This window comes from Bacillus sp. FJAT-22090 (genome assembly GCF_007676755.1).
GTDB lineage: Bacteria > Bacillota > Bacilli > Bacillales_A > Planococcaceae > Psychrobacillus.
In genome coordinates this window covers 30,574-50,077 of record NZ_VEBK01000008.1, presented here as the reverse complement: position 1 = coordinate 50,077, position 19,504 = coordinate 30,574, and the positions used below count along the sequence as shown (strand labels likewise).

Below are 19,504 nucleotides of genomic sequence, written 5' to 3'. Positions count from 1 at the left end.
GAAACTTAATGATGCATAGTGGAACTCAGCGGTCTGTGAGTGCAACCCAATGATGTGGGATGAAAGTCACTCGAAATCTCTGCTAAAATTTTGTCGATTTTTGCCCATATATGTTGGTCAAGTACTTTTTTTCACGAATACCTTTTCCACAAATTTATTCACAAGAAAAACGAAGTAATACCAACATATCAACAGACTTATACACATTATCCACAGATTTTAAAGGTAGTTTTCCACAAAGTTGTGTGTAAATAATACACAATATATAGAAAACACTAAACTTATGCACAAATTATCCCCAAACTGTGCATAAGTACGGATGTTCTCTATTGACAACTGGAATAATACCTGTTAAAAAATCCCCTTTTCTTGTCGAAGAAAAGAGGATTTCGTTTAATTCCAACTATTTAATTCCATTCCTGGTCGACCATTCATCGACATATCACCTGTTTTTCCTGCAGAGAATTTAGAATTTCCTGCGGCTGCGATCATTGCTGCATTATCGGTGCATAAGGAGATTGGGGGCATATAAAATGGGATATTTTCCTTTTCAAATGTTTCTTCGAGTGATTTGCGAAGTCCTTTGTTTGCGGCCACACCACCTGCTGCAATTACTTGCTTCACATTAAATTCTCGCGCCGCCCTTAATGTTTTTGCCGTTAACACTTCAATAACACTTTCCTGGAAGCCCGCTGCAAGATGATTGGGATTGATTTCTTCTCCTCGTTGTTCCGCATTATGTTGATAGTTAATAACTGCAGATTTTAAGCCACTAAAGCTGAAGTCATACGATCCCTCTTCGAGCCAAGCTCTTGGAAATGTTACTGCACCGTCACTTTCATTTGCCAATCGATCGATATGCGGGCCACCTGGATAGGGAAGATTTAATACTCGAGCTACTTTGTCATAAGCTTCTCCTGCCGCATCGTCACGCGTTTCTCCGATTAGCTCGAACTGTCCATCTTCTTTCATCAATACAAGTTCCGTATGGCCTCCTGAAACGACTAATGCCAAAAGTGGAAACTCCATCGGCTGCACAAGCGCATTCGCATAAATGTGACCGGCAATATGATGTACGCCGACTAATGGTAGACCGTTTGCAAAGGCAAAAGCTTTCGCTGCGTTTATGCCTATCAAAAGTGCACCTACTAATCCTGGTCCTTCTGTCACTGCTACCGCGTCCAAATCTTTTGGTGTCATTCCAGCCTGATTCAACGCCTCTTCGATGACAATTGTGATTTGCTCCACATGGTGTCTCGATGCAATTTCGGGTACTACGCCGCCAAAACGCTTATGGCTATCAATTTGAGAAGCAACCACATTGGAAATAATCTCACAACCATTTTTTACAATGGAGGCTGCCGTTTCATCACAACTTGTTTCTATTCCTAATATATATTGATCTTTTGTCATTTAAATTCCACCCACATTACAAGAGCATCCTCTTGTGTATCTGTATAATAGTTTTTACGTATGCCTCCGTCTTGGAAGCCGAGCTTATAGTATAAGTTTTTTGCTATATCATTTGTTACTCGTACTTCTAGCGTCATAAGTACAACCTTTTGTTCTAGCACCACACGAATCGCTTCGCGCATCAAGCCTTCTCCTATTTTAAAACCACGCATACGTTCCGAAACAGCTACATTCGTTATGTGACTTTCATCCATGACAACCCACATACCACAATATCCAATGATTTCTTTTTCTTCTGTTTCTGCAACTATGTAGTAGGAATATAAGTTTGTTGTCATTTCATGCTCGAATGCTTCTCTTGTCCAAGGTGTTGCAAATGCTTCTTCCTCTATTAAAAGTACATGATCTATATCTTCCAATGTCATTTTTCGGTAGGTGATGGTTTGATTAGTTATCATTTTTCTTCTGCTCTTTCATCCAGTTTGCTTCTGCTTCCGTTATGCGTAAATACTCTGGCACAGTCGTATGCACCTCTGAAGATTCTTGCTTTTTCGCAAGTTCGATCAAAACAGCTGCATTTGGCAAAGCGAAAGCCCCATTTGTTCGGTGTACTTTATCTCCTAGCACCTCTTTAATAGGGTCCCAATGTATATCTACATCCATCCCCACGAATATAACTGGTTGATCCATCTCATCCACGGTTGCTAGTAGCTCTACAAGTGACATATGGGATTCCTTCACCACTTCTCCATTTACATAAATTCCTGCAAATACATTCCCCCGCCGTGCATCCATTATTGCACAAACGATTCCTGGAAAATATGGCACATTTCCAGCCAACACTTGTAAACTTGATACTGAAAAAATAGGTATATTCAAAGTCCACGCTAGTGTTTTTCCAATTGTTACGCCAATTCGTACACCTGTATAAGAACCAGGTCCTTTCGCCACAGCAATCGCATCTATTTCGTTGGGTTGTATATCTACTTTTTTCAACAATTCCTCTATTGCTGGCATCGCCCCTATAGAATGGGTAATTTTAACGGAAGATTGGAACGAAGCAAGTACTTGTTCATCTTTCATGACCGCAACAGATAGCGGTGTATGTGATGTATCTATTCCTAACCAAATCATTTAAAAAGCTCCTCACATAATTGTTCATAACGTTTCCCAAACGGAGTAAATGAAAGTTTTCGCTTATTATTTTCAAGATGCTCGATTTGAATCGCCAACCGATCCGGTGGTAAATCTTCTTTTATTAAATGAGCCCATTCGATAATGCTCACTGCATCTCCGTAAAACAACTCGTCCCACCCTAAATCCTCATCGCTATCAGCCAAGCGATATACATCTAGATGATTCATCGGGATACGTCCTTCGTATTGTTTCAATATCGTAAATGTCGGGCTATTCACATTTCGCGTTATCCCCAACCCTTTAGCAATGCTTTTCGTAAAAGTTGTTTTGCCTGCTCCTAAGTCTCCTTCTAAAGTAAGCACATCACCAGCTTTCAGCTTTTCAGCAATCGAGTAAGCAAGTGTCTCCGTTTCTTGCTCCGAATTAATTATTCGCTCGTATATCATCGTTCGTTATCCTTTCAAGTACGTTTCTATTTGCTTCTATTATAAAGAAATAGGGGAAAGAATGTAAGTAGACAGACTTTTACTTATTTTTTATCCATAAAAAAATCACTCCGCGAAAGGGCGAAATGATTTTCATAAATTAGTGTACTAGTCGTACAATTTGTTCAACTGCTTGTTCTCCAGCATGAACCCATCTATTTTTATTTTCAATTTTACCATCCGGGTCGACTGGATCTTGAAACTGATTGAACCCCGCAGTAGTTAATAATGAGCTTTCATCGTTATCTAAACCGACGTTCACGACATGTTTAATAACATAGGGAGTTTGAAATCTAATATAAGCTTCGTGATGATCTAAGTCTCCTTCTAGCACCTCAAATGGGAGTCTTAAATAAATCGTTTCTCCTGCTTCACGCCATAACACATTATCGAAACTTCCTTTATGATAATCCCAATTCCCACCGATACTATAGCCTAAACTTTGAATGCTATTTTGCAGTTGTCCAAAATACGCCGTTTTTCCATCTAAGTCTGTTTGAAGCTGTAACATAATTATACACTCCTCTTGAAATACTTTCTTTTATCTTCTCCAGAAAGGAGGATTCAATACAGAAGGAATGTAAAAGACTAATAAGGAAAGAAAAAATCCCTGTCCTACTGCTGTCTTGCAGGCTTCTGCCGCCAATATTTTTATTTTCCTTGTCTCTTCCCTGTCTCTTTCATTTCCTTCAACTTATGGACAATTAAATCGGAAAGTATTTCATACCCTGCTTTTCCAAAATGAAGACCGTCATCTTTTTCTCCTTTTAGCAATGCTTTACAATTTGGCTTCGAGTATAACTCAGAGAAAAAATCGATAAAATAACTACCTGTTACTTCCGCCACTTCCTTCACCGCTAGAGCATATTGCTGCATCCTTACATTCGTTCTATTCGATTGGAGCGATTCATCTACAGGAGCTGGGGTTATAAGTATCGTTTTCTTGGGACCGACTTGCTTCGTAAACTCATATATATTCTGTTTAAACATTTCTAGGTCAACTAGCTTATGTGTAGCGGAATCATTCGCTCCGAAAAGAATCGTCACTGCATCAGGCTTTTTTGTCAGCACATCTTTTTTAAAGCGTAATTTTGCTTGATCAGTCGTATTTCCTGAAACTCCCGCGTTAATAAAATGATAGCCTTTCGTCCTCTCAGAAAGTAAATATGTCAATATGGGGGAAGGATAGCCTTCCTTTCGTGCTGTAATACTATCGCCGAAACATACTACTCTAATCATTTAATCTACTCCATTCAATTTGTAATAGTATTGAAATATAATATATGTTTATATTCACTTAAAATAGGTTAAATAAACATATAGTATAATGCTTTGGAGGAAGATTTATGTCACAAAAAAGATTGACATGGGTGGATGTTACAAAGGGATTTTTAATGATTTTAGTTGTGATCGGTCATTATCCCGGAGAACTAGATTTCCCAGTTATCAAATATATTTACTGGTTTCATATGCCAGCTTTTTTCTTATTAAGTGGTATATTTTTTAAGGAAATAAAAGAGGGTCAAAACCCTAAAACTACAATAAAGAAAAGATTTATGCAGCTAATGGTACCTTATTTATTTTTCCTATTTGTTATTACTTTTATTCGTTACGGTCTGGAACTAGCTTTAGGTAACTTTGAGTTATCCTGGTATTTACAAGATTTATGGAAACTTGTTATAGCAGGGCGTTTTGCACGCGGGGCTTACGGTGTCTTTTGGTTTGTAACGACATTATTTTTTACATATTTATTATTCACTTGGATGACTAAATACTTAAACCTTGTAAAACAAATCTTATTATTAGTATTCTTTTATGTATTGGCTCATTTAGAAAGTATTATTGCCATGCATGTTTTAAGTGGTTCTCCGGCAAAAGCAGCTCAAACGATTCCAATGGTATGGAATTTAGATGTTGTGTTAATGGCAATCGTCTATTTTTCTCTTGGATATTATGCAAAATCTCTTTGGATGAATATCACCCTTCCATGGTTAATAGGTTCGCTACTTGTTGTTATAAGCTCATTAGTAGCGGACTATAAAGGGTTCATCGATTATCATTTAAGCATGAAGTTTTTACGTTACGATCATTTTTTGCTTGATTTAATAATACCGATAGCTTTTATTATTGTTATTATTGGAGTTTTCCAGAGGCTTACGATTGCCCTACCGCTAGAATGGTTGGCGAAAGTGGAAAAACACTCGATCGCTATTATGTACCTGCATATCTTTACAGATATCATCATGAACGACTATTTTCAATACGGATTAATCGGATTTACTACTTTAGGATTAATTGTCCCAATACTAATTTCGATCCTTATTCAGAAACTTATCCCCTATGGAAAATTTTTTCTTGGAGATATCCGTGCAAAAAAACCAGTTCATATATAAATACGACCTCTTCCTGCTGTGGAAGAGGTTATTTTTTTTAGATTAAAGACGCATCTCTAGAAGATACTGAAAAAATCCTGTGCGATGAATATTCTGCACAGGATTCCTTATTAATTGAGCACTTTAAGTTTAACCTTTTTTACTCCCCATTCCATCGCATTCTCATAAGATGGAATGAATACATCGATTTTATTTCCCTTAATAGCTCCTCCAGTATCACCAGCAATCGCTTCCCCATATCCTTCCACCCAAACCTTAGTACCTAGTGGAATAACCCTTGGATCCACGGCAATTACCTTTTGGTTAGGATTGGAGCGCAAATCAATTCCATAAGCTGTGGTCCCCGAACAACCTGCACAATATGCTGTATAGGCAGTTGCGGTAACAAGAATTTCTTCTGTCACTTCCACTTCTTCTATTTCCGTAGGTGAAGATACAACTACTGGCTTAGAAGAAACAGAAGGCGGCGTCACAATAGGCGTGGATACGGCAGCCACCTTTCTATCCGGCTTTGTATGAACTACTTCCATTTCCATGCCATCACCTACAATCAATTCATCTCCCGGATGTATTAAATCGCCCATAAGATTATTCCAAACTATCAGTGACTCTAATGAAATATCATGTTTTAGTGCTATTCGATACAAGTTATCCCCTTCAATGACTGTATACATTTCGGGTTCTTTTTTCATATCAGTCGGTGGATAATTGACCAATCCCAGCTCTAGGGCATACTGGAAAAGTAAATCTTCATCTTGTGGATAATCATACGCAATATTAAATTCATTAATACCTTCCTCAGAGATATTAGCCGCTTGGGTCACTGAATTCATGGAAAATACTAAAAGTATAATGAAAAAAAATGTTCTAAATTTCAATATAAACTCCTCCTTTACAAGTAATCTGCAAAACATTTTTATTTCGCCACAGTATTGCCCCAAAACTTCAAAAAACAAACATTCTATTTAAATAAAAAGAAACCACCCTCCAAAACAATGAAAATCTGTTTTGAAAAATGGCCCTATTTTATGAAAAATTTCATTATACTAATGTACAAATGTAAGGGAAATTACATGGTTAGTTAGAGGAAAGTCATAGAGAGGATATGTAGGCTGGAATTAACTTCTTTTATTAGCCAATTAATGGCTTAAGGAGACCAATGCTTCGATGAGGGCAACCATTTTTACATCCAAAGCAACTAAATCCGGTACGAGAGCAACCAATCCCAGTTTGAACGCAACCAGTTTTTATTCTAATTGAGAAAGTCATAGAGAACATATGGGTTGGAATTTACTTCTTCTATTAGCCAATTATCTAAAAAAACTCTAGATCAGAAGGAATTCTGATCTAGAGTTTTATACGGCGAACAAATCTATTATGTTCAAACAAATATACTGTTCATCTAATTATTAGTTATTTAACAATACTTTTTAAAATATTGTCGATCATTTGACTGTTTGCGATCGCCCCTGTATATAACCAACTTTCATCTGGGGAGAACTCATACACATTTCCAGCTTTTACGGCAGGAACAATATTCCATAAAGCATCGCTTAAAGCGGTCGAACCACTTTCTTTATCGCTATCGATTAAGAATAAATAGTCTGAGTCCAACTCTACAAGTTTTTCTAACGAGATGGCACTCCAGTTTCCAGTAGCACTTGCCGAGATTTCTTTTACCACATCCGGTACTTTTAATCCCAAATCACCGTACATTACCGCTCCACTAGAAAGTGTTTCACTTACGATAAAGAATTTACCCCCTACTAACCAAATGGCAGCTACAGAAGGGTTACCAACCTCTTTTTCAATCGTATTTTTTGCTTCTAAAGCTTTCGTATCATACTGGTCAAGTACTTTCTGAGCTTCTTCCTTTTTATCAAATATTTCTCCTACTCGTAATAATTCATCACGCCAGTCATTATTTACTTCTTTACCAATTACGTAAGTCGGAGCAATTTTGCTATATTGATCGTATTTTCCACCTTCCACCATACTTGCAGAGTCCATAATGATCAAGTCTGGTGCTGCTTCTTGAACAGCCTCGAATGGTAAATCATGAGGAATGGTAGGAATACCTTCTAATTCCCCTTGTAAGTAGCCTTGTATACTAGCCCCGTCTTTTACACTCCATTGTGCGATTGGTTTAATGCCTAACGCAACTAAATTATCTTCGAGATATGTTGCAAGAACACGCTTAGGTTCAGCAGGAATAGCTACTTCGTTTCCCATTGCATCTGTTAACGTACGAGTAGTTGCATCCGCTTGTTCTGTATTTGTTGTTTGTTTTTCAGCTTGTTCATTGCTAGCTTTCTCCCCACCACAAGCTGCTAAGGATAGAGCCAATAAACTTACTCCTACTAGTTGCATTGATCTTTTATTCTTTAATAAATTGAACATTTATATCCTCCTAAAGGTATGGTATAATTTATTGGTTGATAATGATTCTCGATTTCAATTACAATACATAAACGCGGAATTGTCAACTATTATTTTTTAGATGGAGAGCATACTACATATGAATATGAATTCAAAGCAAAAATCTTCTAGAGATAATAAAAACTCTTTTATAAATACGTCAATTATTACAATAGGCATTGTTTTATTGTTTTTAAGTATTATTATTTCTATTAACTTCGGGGCATCCAATTTAAACTATCAAATCGTTTGGGATGCCTTATTTCATTTTGATAATGCAAATTCTGCGCATATCATCATTCGAGAGTTAAGACTCCCTCGTGCTGTTGCAGCTATTTTCGTCGGTGCCGCGTTAGCAATCTCGGGTGCTATTATGCAAGGAATGACACAGAATCCACTCGCATCGCCTTCAATAATGGGAGTAACGGCGGGATCTTCATTTTTAATCGCAATAGCTCTTGCAGTTGTTCCAAGCATCACATATTTTGGGTTAATGATGTTTTCATTTGTCGGTGCAGGGTTAGGTGCCGCTTTGGTGTTTGGCATTACTGCAATGGCCAAAGGTGGCGTTACAACTGTTAAGCTAGCGCTAGCAGGTTCTGCCATTACCTCCTTTCTTAGTTCCCTCTCTACTGCAATCGGGATAAAATTTAATGTTTCGAAAGATATCAGCTACTGGTATGCAGGTGGAGTTTCTAGTGTACAGCCTCAACATATCCTATTTGCACTTCCGTTTATAATTGGGGGGATTATTTTAGCGTTAGTTCTTTCCCGTTCTATTTCTATTCTTAGTTTAGGTGAAGAAATTGCGAAAGGGCTTGGACAACGTACTGGCATTATTCGTTTATTGGGAACAATTGTTGTGTTACTACTAACCGGTGCTGCAGTATCTATAGCTGGGATGATTGGATTCGTGGGACTGGTTATACCTCATATCACGAGATTTATAGTAGGGGTAGATTACAGATGGATTATTCCCTGTTCCGCTATTTTTGGAGGACTTTTGTTAATAGTAGCGGATATTATCGGTCGCATGATAAATGCACCATTTGAAACACCAGTTGGCGCTATTACGGCTATTATTGGAGTCCCTTTCTTTCTCTACTTAGCTCGTAAAGAAGGGAGAGGATTATAATGCCCAACACAATCTCCAAAAAGGAGAAAAAATATAAATCACTCCTTATTTCTACATTCCTATTAATCTTAGTAGCAATTCTAATCAGTATAAATGCAGGTTATATTAAAATTCCGTTGGGTGAGGTGGTCTCTACCTTATTGGGAAATGGAACTCCAAATAATGAACTTACTATTTTTAACTTTCGCTTACCTAGAATAATTATGGCTTTGTTAGTAGGTATGGGAATTGCCATCTCAGGTGCTATTTTGCAAGGAATTTCCCAAAATCCACTTGCTGATCCAGGTATATTAGGCATTAACTCTGGTGCAGGATTTGCCATCGTGCTTTATATGTTCTTTTTTGAAGGAACGGCTTTTTTTACAGGATGGCTATCGATATTTATCATGCCCCTTGCTGCCTTGGTCGGTGCATTTTTGGCCGCATTTCTCATTTATACATTGTCTTGGAAACGGGGACGCATTACCCCCACACGTCTTTTGCTAGTTGGGATAGGTATTAATGCTGCATTTGGGGCTGGATTAATCATATTTCAAATGAAGATGGAGCCTATTAACTTTATGAAAGCAATTGTATGGCTCTCCGGAACTATTTGGGGCACCAATTGGACTTTTGTGTGGACTTTACTGTTGTGGCTTATGATCCTTATACCAATAGCCATCTATAAATCACGAGTGTTAGACGTTTTAAAATTAGGGGATTCAATCGCCATCGCAGTTGGGGCGAATATTGAAAGAGAAAGAAGGCTACTCCTAATTATCTCAGTAGCATTAGCAGGTGCATGTGTATCTGTAGGTGGGGGTATTACTTTTTTAGGTTTAATCACTCCGCATATTGCTAGACGCTTAGTAGGAGCAAGACATGCCAAATTATTGCCGTTAACCGCTTTGTTAGGTGCATTATTATTACTATTAGCAGATACATTGGGACGTGTGATTTTTGCACCAATGGAATTACCCGTTGGAATCGTAGTATCCATATTGGGCGCTCCATATTTTATCTATTTACTTTTGAAAAATGTATAAAAATATACTCTAGGAGGTAAATATGAAGAAACTATTAGTCCTTTTTATCATACCATTCATTTTTTTAGCTGGATGTAACCATACTGAGGAACAATCAGTTGAAAAGGAAAACGCAGAGAATGGCATTGCCTCCAATGAAAACACAGAAAGTAATAAAGTCGAAAATAAAAAAAATGAGTATCTTGAAAAACTTAATGCTATAGAAAAAGGGTTATCTGAATTCGATGAAGTGTATAAAAACGGTACACAAACAGATATGAATCAAGCAAAAGCAGAAACGTTTAAAAGATGGGATGATGCATTGAATGAAATATATAGCGTGCTTCAAAAACAACTTTCTGCTTCTGAAATGGAGAAATTGAGAGAAGAGCAAAGAGAGTGGATAAAACATAGAAATAAGATAGCAACAGAAGAATCCTCCGAATTTAAAGGTGGTACATTAGAGCCGTTTCAATTTGCGGACACGCAGGCAAGGGTAACGAAAGAACGATGTTATGAATTAGTGGAAATTTATATGAAATGATTACTTTCGTTAAAGAGGATAAAAATGTGTTTAAGCCACGAGAAGTAATTATCACTTTTCTCGGTTGATAACCAGCCTTTTACATTCATTAATCACTCCCATAATGGATTAGAAAGAGTTTTACGTATTTTCCTCCTCTGCTTGAACTTTCTCCCACCAACCATCAAAAAACCTATGTTACACACTATTCCAATTATAGTATGCACATAGGTTTTGTTTTATTGTTCCGATCTAATTTTTTCTATTTCCTTTACCCACTCATCGATGCTTTGATGTATACGATTATACTCATCATCAACTTCCTTGTTTTTTTCATCTTTTAGTTGTGTATTTATAGCTTTTAGTTGTTCTATATACTGATTGACCTTATCGATGAGTTCTTCTTCCTGCTCCGAGGTAATTAGTTCTTCATCAACTAGAACTTTAATCATTCTCTTAAAGCGATTACTTTCTATATTGACTGCATTACTAAGTTTCATGGATAACTGTCCTATAGAATATTTTGCGTTAGAAATCGCAAAGCCATCAGGTCCTGATAGTTTAATATATAGTGTATCTATTACACTTGGAATAACCCACTTTTCTGCGATACTATTATTTAACTCTTCACTGTTCTCAGCAGAAATATACTCACCATTTCCTGCTTCTGCTACCGCTTTTAATTGGTCTTCTCCTTTTTGATCTACATTAAATCCAATAATATTTACTCTGCGATTTTCGTTATTCTGTGCAAATTCTTTCGCAGCTTTTACTGGATCTCCATCACAGGTTTCTGCTCCATCACTAACAATATAAACTGTTAATGGTCCTTCCACTTCCTTGCTAGCGCCATTGGCCGTCTGAATAGCAGCAGCTAGTGGTGTCCACCCTTTAGCAGCTACCTCATCTACCGTGCTATTGAATTCTTTTTCGTTATAGTTTTGCAGCGGATATACTTCATCTATTTGAGTACATGACAGCTCTTTATCCTTGTTTTCCTGTGTTCCAGCGTGTCCATATGCGTAGAGTGACACTTCATTTTTCTCTCCAAGTGTTTTCGCAAATCGCTTAACTGCAATTTTAGCAATCCCCATTTTTTGCTTACCATCTACCGGCAGTAACATGCTTGAACTAGCATCCATTAATATAAACGCTTTTGCCCGAACAGCCCCTTCACTGTTTCCATTTTTTTCAATCTCTTTAGTTGGCTTTGGCAAATATGGCTCGTTCATCACTGCCGCATAGTTCACCTGCTGGTCTAATAAATTCTTATATACCTTAGTTCCAAAGTAATAGCGTATTATCTTGAACATTGTATCAGTATCATCGGTTGCTGTTATTACACTTTCTAGCTCCTTCTTTTCCTCAGTGCTTAGCTCTCTAGAATCCTGCGGCCAGCTAGAAGTTTCATGATCTAAGGTGTAGTCAAGCGCGAATACTCCTGGCTCCGTATTCATCCATTCTTCTAATGTTGTGGGAATTATCACTTGGTCCATTGCACTAACGTCAGCTTTTTCTTTGCTATTTTTCTTTGTATGTTTTTCCTCTGCTGCTGTATCCTTAAGCTTTTTAACCTCTGCTTCTTCACTGTCATTACAGCCAGAGATAAACAATATGAGTAATGCTGCTGGAATAATTTTTTTAAACATTGAATTCCTCCTTTTATCGCTACTAATTTCTATACGACTGGAACCTGTAATTGTTTCATTAATGAATTCATTTGTTCGCAACATAATAAAAACAGAAAAGAAACATTAATGAATTGTTTCTTCCCTGGATAATTAAAATATGTATGTTTCTTACGCAAAGACAGGTATAAATAGAAAGATTTACTTTTCAAAATTCCAATGACCTTGCCATTGTGAATATCTTTACTTTGGATAAAGTAACCCTCTATGGTAATAATTTTATTATAATAGAGGGTTATGATGATTCATTGACTAAATGATAAAGACTGAAAAAGTTGAATTGGAGATGATTTCTTTTGCGCTTATGGCACCAGAACTTACTAAGTATTTTACCGAAATCCCAACTATTGGCACAATGGCGTGAGTTAAACAGCATCTTTGCCAAGGAAGACCGTCATATTTTGATAAATTACATTTATGATTATTCGAAGGATGATTTATTTTCCTACACACAGCTTGTTCTAAGTGAGATGCGTGAACGCAATATTACTATTCGCACGGTAGATAAAATGGAGCGATACTTTGGAGATGAACCTTTTGAAAAGATTGAACATCCTTTCCATAATCACCATAACGATGAGTATTTGGAGATATGTTATTTCAATCTAAAAGAAAAATTTATACGCGGGCAGAAGGATTTTGATGCCGCGCGTTATGAAGTTTTAAAGAGGATGTATGGAATGGTGGCCCCAGATAAATAACGGCTGTCGCTTTTTATATGTGGGAAGATAGAACAAGTTGGCATTAATTTTCCAAAAGCCCCCATTCTTGCAGTTTAAGTTTCCTTTCTGTGAGCATGCAAAACTTTCTATAGTTTGATAATAAGAGGTCAAGCATGGTATAAATGTAAAAGAAGCAAGCACCTTTTTGCTTTTTATTTTTTGGGACAAGGTCTTGTCCCGATGCCCTAATGAGAGGTTTTGTATATGACAGAAAATTTTTGGCGCGATTTACCACGCCCGTTCTTTATACTGGCACCCATGGAAGACGTGACGGATGTTGTTTTCCGACATGTGGTGAGTGCAGCAGCTAGACCGGATGTATTTTTCACGGAGTTTACAAACACAGAGAGCTATTGCCACCCGGAAGGGATTTATAGTGTTCGAGGACGCTTGACCTTTACAGAAGATGAACAACCAATGGTGGCTCATATATGGGGAGATACCCCTGAATACTTTCGACAAATGAGTATTGGCTTAGCAAAACAAGGTTTTCGAGGTGTGGATATTAATATGGGATGCCCTGCCCATAATGTGGCGTCTAAAGGAAGAGGATGTGGCCTAATCCGCCGGCCAGAAGTTGCAGCAGAACTAATACAAGCTTCAAAAGCTGGCGGTTTGCCTGTAAGTGTGAAGACAAGGCTCGGTTATACAGATGTAGACGAATGGCATGACTGGCTAACCCACTTATTGAAACAAGACATTGCCAATCTGTCCATTCATTTGCGAACTAAAAAAGAAATGAGTAAAGTAGATGCCCACTGGGAGCTAATCCCCGAGATTAAGAAACTTCGTGATCGTATAGCACCTAATACACTATTGACGATCAATGGGGATATTCCTGATCGACAAACTGGTATGGAACTCGCTCAGCGATATGGTGTTGATGGTGTCATGATCGGTCGAGGTATTTTTAATAACCCATTTGCGTTTGAAAAAGAACCAAAAGACCATAGTAGCAAAGAGTTGCTTGATCTTCTAAGATTGCATCTGGATCTCCTTGAAAAATATTCAAAAGAACTTGAGCCCCGTCCTTTTAAACCTCTTCATCGCTTTTTTAAGATATATGTCCGTGGATTCTCTGGGTCAAGTGAATTGAGAGAACAATTGATGCGCACAAGTTCAACCGAAGAGGTGCGTGCGTTTCTCGATAACTTTACAATAGAGGAATCCAAATAAGGATACTTTCGCAGAAAAGTCGGACGCCTTTATAATATATAAATTGTTATTTGTCTCTGTGTAGCGAACTACGACTATCCGAAGAGAAAAAGCGTAAAGACTAGTTTTCCTAGTCCTTACGCCTTTTTGTTTAAGTAAAATACTCTAACTTCGCATTCGGGAAGTATTTTTCCATATAGCCATATAGATGGGACTTTATTTCATCCTCTTCATCCTTTTGATAAATATACTTTCCAATTCCATATTTGCCCCATTTATACCGTCTTTTCTCTTCATCTAACTCCAATTTTGTCTTTGGGTAGTTCTTCTCAATCACTTTTTTCGCAGGCTTCGTAAATCGATGTTGGATGAATTCAAACGTTATATCATCTCTTGCATCTTGTGGCAATTCCTCGTCCAGTCGTTCAAACAAGTGACGATAACCTTCTTTCCACCCTTCATGAAGATAGATGGAGGCAATTATAAAGCCAAGTGGGTAACCAGCTCTTGCCACTTTCCCAGCGGCTTCAATTCTTTTGTTGAGAGGCGAAGTGCCGGGCTCAAAGTTTTTAATGACATAATCAGCGTTTACACTAAATCTGAATCGCGTATTCCCATTATGCTTGGCATCTAATAAATGGTCGACAAAATGGAACTTCGTCACAAAACGAAGTCTACCTAGTTCTGTTTTGCCGATATGTTCAATTGCTCTTTTTAATGAATGCGTCAAATGGTCAATTCCCACAATATCTGATGTGCACGCAGCTTCAAACCGAGTAATCTCCGGAGCGCGTTCTTCAATGTAGTGATCTGCTGCTTCGAATATCTCTTCTACATTTACGTAAGTTCGAATATATGGTTTACTGCCCATCGTCGTTTGCAGATAACAATAATGACAATGCCCCATACACCCCGTCGCAAGTGGGATTGCATATTCTGCTGAAGGCTTGGACGTATCAAACTTTAACGTTTTTCGAATGCCCACAACTAAAGTGGATTTTGCAATACGATATTTCTGAGCATCTGTGTCCCCTGGCAAATCTCGAATTTGATTATGGGAAGTCGTAAAGCGTGTTTCAATCCCCATTTTCTCGAACTTTTCCTTCAGTTCTCTTCCAAGTGGATAATCAAGTGCATTGGGTTCAAAATAAACAAGCTGGGGTGTGAAGGGTTTATTCATACTGGGACCTACCTATTCCATAGTTCATATCCATTCGAGCACCTTTCTCCTTTTATATAGCTTGTCTTAAAAGTGAGAAATTATGAAAATGGATACCACATCAGGTAAGTGTTATTTTCTTCGTAAAAAGAAATGACCGTCCCCCAGTGTTAAGGTATGAATGATTATTTCAGCAGATAGCAGTTGCAACACTGGATATTAGCGTATCCAATCTTTTCATCAAACTTTTACTTTATGCCCCTTTAGTTGTTCGCGCAAGGAAGCTTTCAAGAACTTTCCAACAGACGTTTTGGGAATTTCGTCTAAGAAAATGACATCGTCTGGAACCCACCACTTAGCGAACTGGCTTTCCATATAGGAAATTAATTTGGCTTTCATCGCTTCATCCGCAACTCTTCCATCTTTTAGCACGACGCATGCAAGCGGACGTTCCTGCCATTTTTCATGCGGTACTGCGATAACAGCAGATTCGAATACATCCTCATGTGTCATCAAAGCATTTTCCAAATCGACGGATGAAATCCATTCACCGCCACTCTTAATCAGATCCTTTGTGCGGTCCATCAATTTCAAGTAGCCGATATCAGTCATGACTGCGATGTCACCCGTATAAAGCCAGCCTTCTTTGAACGCCTCTTTCGTCCGTTCGTCTTTGTAATATTCGCTCGCAATCCAAGGTCCGCGCACGGCAAGCTCTCCCATCGTCTTGCCATCCCACGGCACCTCACCGTTTTCATTAACAATCTTTACTTCAAGCCCTGGCATGACCAACCCCTGCAAAGCGCGGATATCTATCCGCTCATCCATCGGCAGATCTTCCATGCCGGAAGTGTAGACTGACAAGCTAACAAGTGGTGATGTTTCCGTCATGCCATATCCGACGTAGAAAGGAACCCCTAGTTTCTCTTCAAACGCGCGAATCAACCCTTTCGGTGATGCAGAACCTCCACTGACAATACCGCGCAAAGAGGAAAGTTTCCGTGGATTTTGTTCCTGCTCCTTCAACACCGCCAGCCAAATCGTCGGCACTCCCGCAGTAATCGTCACCTTTTCCTGCTCAATCAAATCAAGCAAAAGCTGCGGATTAAAACCTGGGCCCGGTAACACCTGAGTCGCACCAAAGAAGACGGAAGCGAACGGCATGCCCCACGCATTTACGTGGAACATCGGAACAACCGGCATGACAACATCTTTCTCGTGCAAGCCCATTGCATCCGCTAGTCCGAGCGCGTAGCTATGAAGGACAATACCTCGATGCGTATAGACGACGCCTTTAGGATTGCCCGTTGTTGCGGAAGTATAGCACATACCAGCGGGCGTGTTTTCATCCAAGTCTTCAGGATAGTCATATTCATCAGAAGCCTCTGCTAACAAAGCTTCATAAGAGTAGACATTTTCCAGAGTCGTTTCTGGAACATCCATACTATCACCCATAATGACGAAATGCTTCACAGTCTTCAACAGAGGTGCTAGCTTTTCAAAATGTGGAAAAAGATTATCATCCACAAGCATAATTTCATCTTCGGCATGATTGATGACATATGCCAAATGCTCCGGTGACAAACGGATATTCACCATATGAAGAAGTGCTCCCGTACTCGGTACTCCGAAGTATGCTTCCAGATGACGATGATGATTCCAACCGAACGTACCTACTTTTGTGCCCTGCTTCATCCCAAGCTTCGTCAAAGCATTTGATAGCTTACGTGTTCTCTTCGCCCATTCACAATAGGTAATACGGTGAATTGTATCCACTCCAGTACGTGAAACAATCAATTTGTTCGGAAAGAACTGCTCAGCCCTTTTAATGAAAGACGACAATAGTAAAGGTGTTTGCATCATTTGAATCGATCCCCTTTTGTTTTGTATAGTTTAAAGCTTGTACATCCTCAGCAAAGTACTTGTATCCCCCACATCCTATGCGACTAAGTGTCTAGCTATTACCATTTACAAATCCATATTTATCTGAATTATTTGATAGTTTATATATTTATAGCTTACATGAAAGCGCTACCAATTTCCACTATGTTTTTGCTTCGTCCCTGTGCTGCAAACAAACATGAATGTTTCTTACACAGGGACAGCAGCAACAATTTTCTTTATAATAATAGAAAAAGGGAGATGTCCAATGCCGATCTACAATAAACTTGTCCGCGACAAAATTCCACAAGTCATCGAAAAATCAGGAAGCAAATTCACTACACACATACTAGATCAATCTGAACACTTAACTGAAATAAAGAAAAAATTATATGAAGAAGTACAGGAATTTCAAGAAACGATGAACCACCAAGATGCCCTTGAAGAACTTGCAGACATTTTGGAGCTCATTCATGCTGCGCTTCCAATTCATGATGCAACATTTGAAGATCTAGAGAAAATCCGCATAAATAAGAAAGAAAAGCGTGGTGGGTTTAAGGAAGGGATTTATTTGATAGAGGTTGAGGATAAGTAAATTACGGCTTATTACGTCGAACCTCATTCAAGATTTAACAAAGCTGGCTGCCGATGCATCTAGCATTTACTGGATAACTGCATTTGCTATGAAATCTGGTGTTAAGCTAGTGCTACCTCAATTGCATGAAGCACTGGATAGAAATACCTAACTTAAGATATTAGTTGGGGATTACTTATATATCACGCAACCCCAAGCACTGGAATTGCTGTTGCAGGAACTACCTGGAGCAGAAATTCGAATACATAAAAGTAGCGGTATCTCCTTCCATCCAAAGGATTATTTGTTTAAAATTGTGAATAGAACTCAAGAAATATAAAATGCTTCCATACCTAAAGCTGCTACTTAATCTTTACTATATTTTCTTATAGCTTCTTCCAATCCTAGTATCTTTGAAACTATTCTACAAATGAGTTTGCCATAGCTTCTACTGTTTCACCTAATAGTTTCAAATCTACTGTATCCACTGTCTTTTCTATTTCTTCTTCAATGTAAGAGTTCATTAGAAAACTACTTATATCCGACATACGATTATCTAAAATTAGAGATATTGAACCAATTGCTAATATCAACACGGATTATTGGACGGAGTTTAAATAAGCTCCCTGTGTCTAACACTGGGTGTCTTTAATATTGTGAAATTAAATGTCGAACACAATCTTTAATTCCGTTATAACTAATCTGGCCTTGTCCAAAGAATGGTGTTGCAAGAAAGAGGACCGTTCTTCCTGCATCTAGCTTTAATTGAAATAGAGAATATTGTTGGTTCTCATATTTCCAAATACTTAATTTTTCCAGAGAGCAAGAAAAGTTTTGTTTCATCAACTCCACTAATCCTTTTTCATAGGAGATAATAATTTGAACTTGTGGATGATTAATAATAGTGTTTTTGATAAGTCCGAATCGTTTCTCTAATACTTCATCATGATATTTTTTAACTGAGCTCCATATTTTTTCATAGGGCCGAATACTATTTTTGGTTGGTTTTGGTAGTGGGAATAGTTCACAGAGAAAGTGATTTCCATTTGTTCTCCCAAGTAATTTATTATTAAAGACGAAATCCCTTATAGTGTTAGGGTTTACTTCTTTGGCATTAAAACTTAATAGAAAAGCAGCCATAAAGTTCCAAACGTTAGCGCCACTGAAGGTTGATAGTGAAATGTCATATTGCTTTTCCCATACATCTAAAAAATCCATCTGTAAATTGAAATGAGATCGTATACTTAAGCTTTCCTCTAGAGTTTTTGTTTGTTGTCTCCATATTTCAGCTCCGCCTTCTTCCGTACCTATAAACCATACTTTTCCTTTAAGATTACCATAGCCTAGCCAGTTATAAAGACAAGAAGGTACTAGTTTTTCAATAGAAGAATCCGTTTGAATTTGTATTTTGGTGAATGGAGTATAATGAATTTCTTCCTGATGGTTTTTAAGAGATGCTACTTCAACTGCATCTTCTTTTTCACAAGTCATCGATTGAATTCCATCTTGTATCACCTCATTTAATTGAAGTGCAGTAAGTCCCTTGATACTAATCATCTTTCTAGAATCAGTTATGTGTGCATATTTTTGTTTTGTTTTAACACTCATATATCTTGCAAGAATATAGCCGTTGTAAGAACCATCTTGGTTACACTTAATTTCTCGTGCAAGCTCTTTACCTCTTTGAAGACTTTGGGATACTCGAAAATGATGTATACCTCCTAGAATCTTTTCTTCTAATTCTGAGTATGATTGAAATATTTTTATAGTTTCATTAAAGGTAAGCACTTATAATGTCTCCATTCCTAAGTAAATAT

General features: G+C 38.0%; 19 protein-coding genes. 7 read left to right on the top strand and 12 right to left on the bottom strand.

Annotated elements, in window-relative coordinates; all coding sequences use genetic code 11:
- Positions 1 to 393 precede the first annotated feature (393 nt).
- The 6 genes from tsaD to FS486_RS11285 form a co-directional block, all read right to left on the bottom strand.
- Positions 394 to 1,413: a tRNA (adenosine(37)-N6)-threonylcarbamoyltransferase complex transferase subunit TsaD gene (tsaD, locus tag FS486_RS11310; protein WP_144511467.1), complete on the bottom strand. Its 1,020-nt coding sequence runs from the start codon at positions 1,411 to 1,413 to the stop codon at positions 394 to 396.
- On the bottom strand, positions 1,410 to 1,871 hold the full coding sequence (gene rimI, locus FS486_RS11305; RefSeq protein WP_144511465.1) for a ribosomal protein S18-alanine N-acetyltransferase: 462 nt from the start codon (positions 1,869 to 1,871) through the stop codon (positions 1,410 to 1,412). Before rimI ends, tsaD begins: the two co-directional genes overlap by 4 nt.
- Positions 1,861 to 2,547, bottom strand: a complete 687-nt coding sequence (tsaB, locus tag FS486_RS11300) for a tRNA (adenosine(37)-N6)-threonylcarbamoyltransferase complex dimerization subunit type 1 TsaB (RefSeq protein WP_144511463.1) — start codon at positions 2,545 to 2,547, stop codon at positions 1,861 to 1,863. The genes rimI and tsaB overlap by 11 nt, the downstream gene beginning before the upstream one ends.
- Positions 2,544 to 2,996, bottom strand: a complete 453-nt coding sequence (gene tsaE, locus FS486_RS11295) for a tRNA (adenosine(37)-N6)-threonylcarbamoyltransferase complex ATPase subunit type 1 TsaE (RefSeq protein WP_144511462.1) — start codon at positions 2,994 to 2,996, stop codon at positions 2,544 to 2,546. Before tsaE ends, tsaB begins: the two co-directional genes overlap by 4 nt.
- 139 nt (positions 2,997 to 3,135) lie before the next feature.
- On the bottom strand, positions 3,136 to 3,546 hold the full coding sequence (locus FS486_RS11290; protein WP_144511461.1) for a YugN family protein: 411 nt from the start codon (positions 3,544 to 3,546) through the stop codon (positions 3,136 to 3,138).
- 140 nt (positions 3,547 to 3,686) lie between these two features.
- Positions 3,687 to 4,274, bottom strand: coding sequence for a GDSL-type esterase/lipase family protein (locus FS486_RS11285; protein ID WP_144511460.1), 588 nt, complete (start codon positions 4,272 to 4,274; stop codon positions 3,687 to 3,689).
- A gap of 107 nt (positions 4,275 to 4,381) precedes the next feature.
- Here FS486_RS11285 and FS486_RS11280 point away from each other — a divergent pair, with 107 nt between their 5' ends.
- Positions 4,382 to 5,428: an acyltransferase family protein gene (locus FS486_RS11280; protein WP_144511458.1), complete on the top strand. Its 1,047-nt coding sequence runs from the start codon at positions 4,382 to 4,384 to the stop codon at positions 5,426 to 5,428.
- Between the two features lie 110 nt (positions 5,429 to 5,538).
- Here the strand turns inward: FS486_RS11280 and FS486_RS20580 are convergent, their stop codons facing one another.
- Together FS486_RS20580 and FS486_RS11270 are read right to left on the bottom strand one after the other, a co-directional pair.
- Complete coding sequence (locus FS486_RS20580; RefSeq protein ID WP_313956990.1) at positions 5,539 to 6,306, bottom strand: 3D domain-containing protein; 768 nt, start codon at positions 6,304 to 6,306, stop codon at positions 5,539 to 5,541.
- A 535-nt stretch (positions 6,307 to 6,841) separates the two neighbouring features.
- Entirely contained in the window at positions 6,842 to 7,828 is a 987-nt protein-coding gene (locus tag FS486_RS11270) for an ABC transporter substrate-binding protein (RefSeq protein ID WP_144511456.1), read from the bottom strand.
- 124 nt (positions 7,829 to 7,952) lie between these two features.
- Between FS486_RS11270 and FS486_RS11265 the strand changes: the two genes are divergently transcribed.
- From FS486_RS11265 to FS486_RS11255, 3 genes are read left to right on the top strand one after another with little or no spacing between them, the layout of a single operon-like run.
- Positions 7,953 to 8,981 (top strand): FecCD family ABC transporter permease, encoded by a 1,029-nt coding sequence (locus FS486_RS11265; protein ID WP_144511717.1) that lies wholly within the window; start codon positions 7,953 to 7,955, stop codon positions 8,979 to 8,981.
- Positions 8,981 to 10,006 carry a FecCD family ABC transporter permease gene (locus tag FS486_RS11260; RefSeq protein WP_144511454.1) on the top strand — a complete coding sequence of 342 codons (1,026 nt, stop codon included), beginning with the start codon at positions 8,981 to 8,983 and terminating at the stop codon, positions 10,004 to 10,006. The genes FS486_RS11265 and FS486_RS11260 overlap by 1 nt, the downstream gene beginning before the upstream one ends.
- A 22-nt stretch (positions 10,007 to 10,028) precedes the next feature.
- Entirely contained in the window at positions 10,029 to 10,529 is a 501-nt protein-coding gene (locus tag FS486_RS11255; RefSeq protein WP_144511452.1) for a lysozyme inhibitor LprI family protein, read from the top strand.
- 218 nt (positions 10,530 to 10,747) lie between these two features.
- Here the strand turns inward: FS486_RS11255 and FS486_RS11250 are convergent, their stop codons facing one another.
- A complete protein-coding gene (locus FS486_RS11250) occupies positions 10,748 to 12,157 on the bottom strand; it encodes a VWA domain-containing protein (RefSeq protein WP_186321423.1) in 1,410 nt (469 codons plus the stop codon).
- 335 nt (positions 12,158 to 12,492) lie between these two features.
- On the opposite strand from FS486_RS11250, the gene FS486_RS11245 reads away from it, so the two are divergent.
- Positions 12,493 to 12,897, top strand: coding sequence for a pyrimidine dimer DNA glycosylase/endonuclease V (locus FS486_RS11245; protein WP_144511448.1), 405 nt, complete (start codon positions 12,493 to 12,495; stop codon positions 12,895 to 12,897).
- A 225-nt stretch (positions 12,898 to 13,122) separates the two neighbouring features.
- Positions 13,123 to 14,094, top strand: a complete 972-nt coding sequence (locus FS486_RS11240; RefSeq protein ID WP_144511446.1) for a tRNA dihydrouridine synthase — start codon at positions 13,123 to 13,125, stop codon at positions 14,092 to 14,094.
- Positions 14,095 to 14,224: 130 nt separating this feature from the next.
- Here FS486_RS11240 and splB read toward each other — a convergent pair whose 3' ends face one another.
- Both splB and FS486_RS11230 read right to left on the bottom strand, forming a co-directional pair.
- Positions 14,225 to 15,253, bottom strand: a complete 1,029-nt coding sequence (gene splB, locus FS486_RS11235) for a spore photoproduct lyase (RefSeq protein ID WP_144511444.1) — start codon at positions 15,251 to 15,253, stop codon at positions 14,225 to 14,227.
- 219 nt (positions 15,254 to 15,472) lie between these two features.
- The gene (locus FS486_RS11230; RefSeq protein WP_144511442.1) at positions 15,473 to 17,095 is read right to left on the bottom strand and encodes a long-chain fatty acid--CoA ligase; all 1,623 of its coding nucleotides are present in this window, start codon (positions 17,093 to 17,095) and stop codon (positions 15,473 to 15,475) included.
- A 286-nt stretch (positions 17,096 to 17,381) separates the two neighbouring features.
- On the opposite strand from FS486_RS11230, the gene FS486_RS11225 reads away from it, so the two are divergent.
- On the top strand, positions 17,382 to 17,708 hold the full coding sequence (locus FS486_RS11225) for a nucleoside triphosphate pyrophosphohydrolase (protein WP_144511440.1): 327 nt from the start codon (positions 17,382 to 17,384) through the stop codon (positions 17,706 to 17,708).
- A 627-nt stretch (positions 17,709 to 18,335) separates the two neighbouring features.
- On the opposite strand, the gene FS486_RS11220 is transcribed toward FS486_RS11225, so the two are convergent.
- Positions 18,336 to 19,475: a hypothetical protein gene (locus tag FS486_RS11220; RefSeq protein ID WP_260858084.1), complete on the bottom strand. Its 1,140-nt coding sequence runs from the start codon at positions 19,473 to 19,475 to the stop codon at positions 18,336 to 18,338.
- Between the last annotated feature and the right edge of the window lie 29 nt (positions 19,476 to 19,504).

Bases quoted from the DNA above. Each gene is read 5' to 3' on its own strand.
- tsaD (WP_144511467.1), bottom strand. From the start codon at position 1,413: ATGACAAAAGATCAATATATATTAGGAATAGAAACAAGTTGTGATGAA.
- rimI (WP_144511465.1), bottom strand. From the start codon at position 1,871: ATGATAACTAATCAAACCATCACCTACCGAAAAATGACATTGGAAGAT.
- tsaB (WP_144511463.1), bottom strand. From the start codon at position 2,547: ATGATTTGGTTAGGAATAGATACATCACATACACCGCTATCTGTTGCG.
- tsaE (WP_144511462.1), bottom strand. From the start codon at position 2,996: ATGATATACGAGCGAATAATTAATTCGGAGCAAGAAACGGAGACACTT.
- FS486_RS11290 (WP_144511461.1), bottom strand. From the start codon at position 3,546: ATGTTACAGCTTCAAACAGACTTAGATGGAAAAACGGCGTATTTTGGA.
- FS486_RS11285 (WP_144511460.1), bottom strand. From the start codon at position 4,274: ATGATTAGAGTAGTATGTTTCGGCGATAGTATTACAGCACGAAAGGAA.
- FS486_RS11280 (WP_144511458.1), top strand. From the start codon at position 4,382: ATGTCACAAAAAAGATTGACATGGGTGGATGTTACAAAGGGATTTTTA.
- FS486_RS11270 (WP_144511456.1), bottom strand. From the start codon at position 7,828: ATGTTCAATTTATTAAAGAATAAAAGATCAATGCAACTAGTAGGAGTA.
- FS486_RS11265 (WP_144511717.1), top strand. From the start codon at position 7,953: ATGAATTCAAAGCAAAAATCTTCTAGAGATAATAAAAACTCTTTTATA.
- FS486_RS11260 (WP_144511454.1), top strand. From the start codon at position 8,981: ATGCCCAACACAATCTCCAAAAAGGAGAAAAAATATAAATCACTCCTT.
- FS486_RS11255 (WP_144511452.1), top strand. From the start codon at position 10,029: ATGAAGAAACTATTAGTCCTTTTTATCATACCATTCATTTTTTTAGCT.
- FS486_RS11250 (WP_186321423.1), bottom strand. From the start codon at position 12,157: ATGTTTAAAAAAATTATTCCAGCAGCATTACTCATATTGTTTATCTCT.
- FS486_RS11240 (WP_144511446.1), top strand. From the start codon at position 13,123: ATGACAGAAAATTTTTGGCGCGATTTACCACGCCCGTTCTTTATACTG.
- splB (WP_144511444.1), bottom strand. From the start codon at position 15,253: ATGAATAAACCCTTCACACCCCAGCTTGTTTATTTTGAACCCAATGCA.
- FS486_RS11230 (WP_144511442.1), bottom strand. From the start codon at position 17,095: ATGATGCAAACACCTTTACTATTGTCGTCTTTCATTAAAAGGGCTGAG.
- FS486_RS11225 (WP_144511440.1), top strand. From the start codon at position 17,382: ATGCCGATCTACAATAAACTTGTCCGCGACAAAATTCCACAAGTCATC.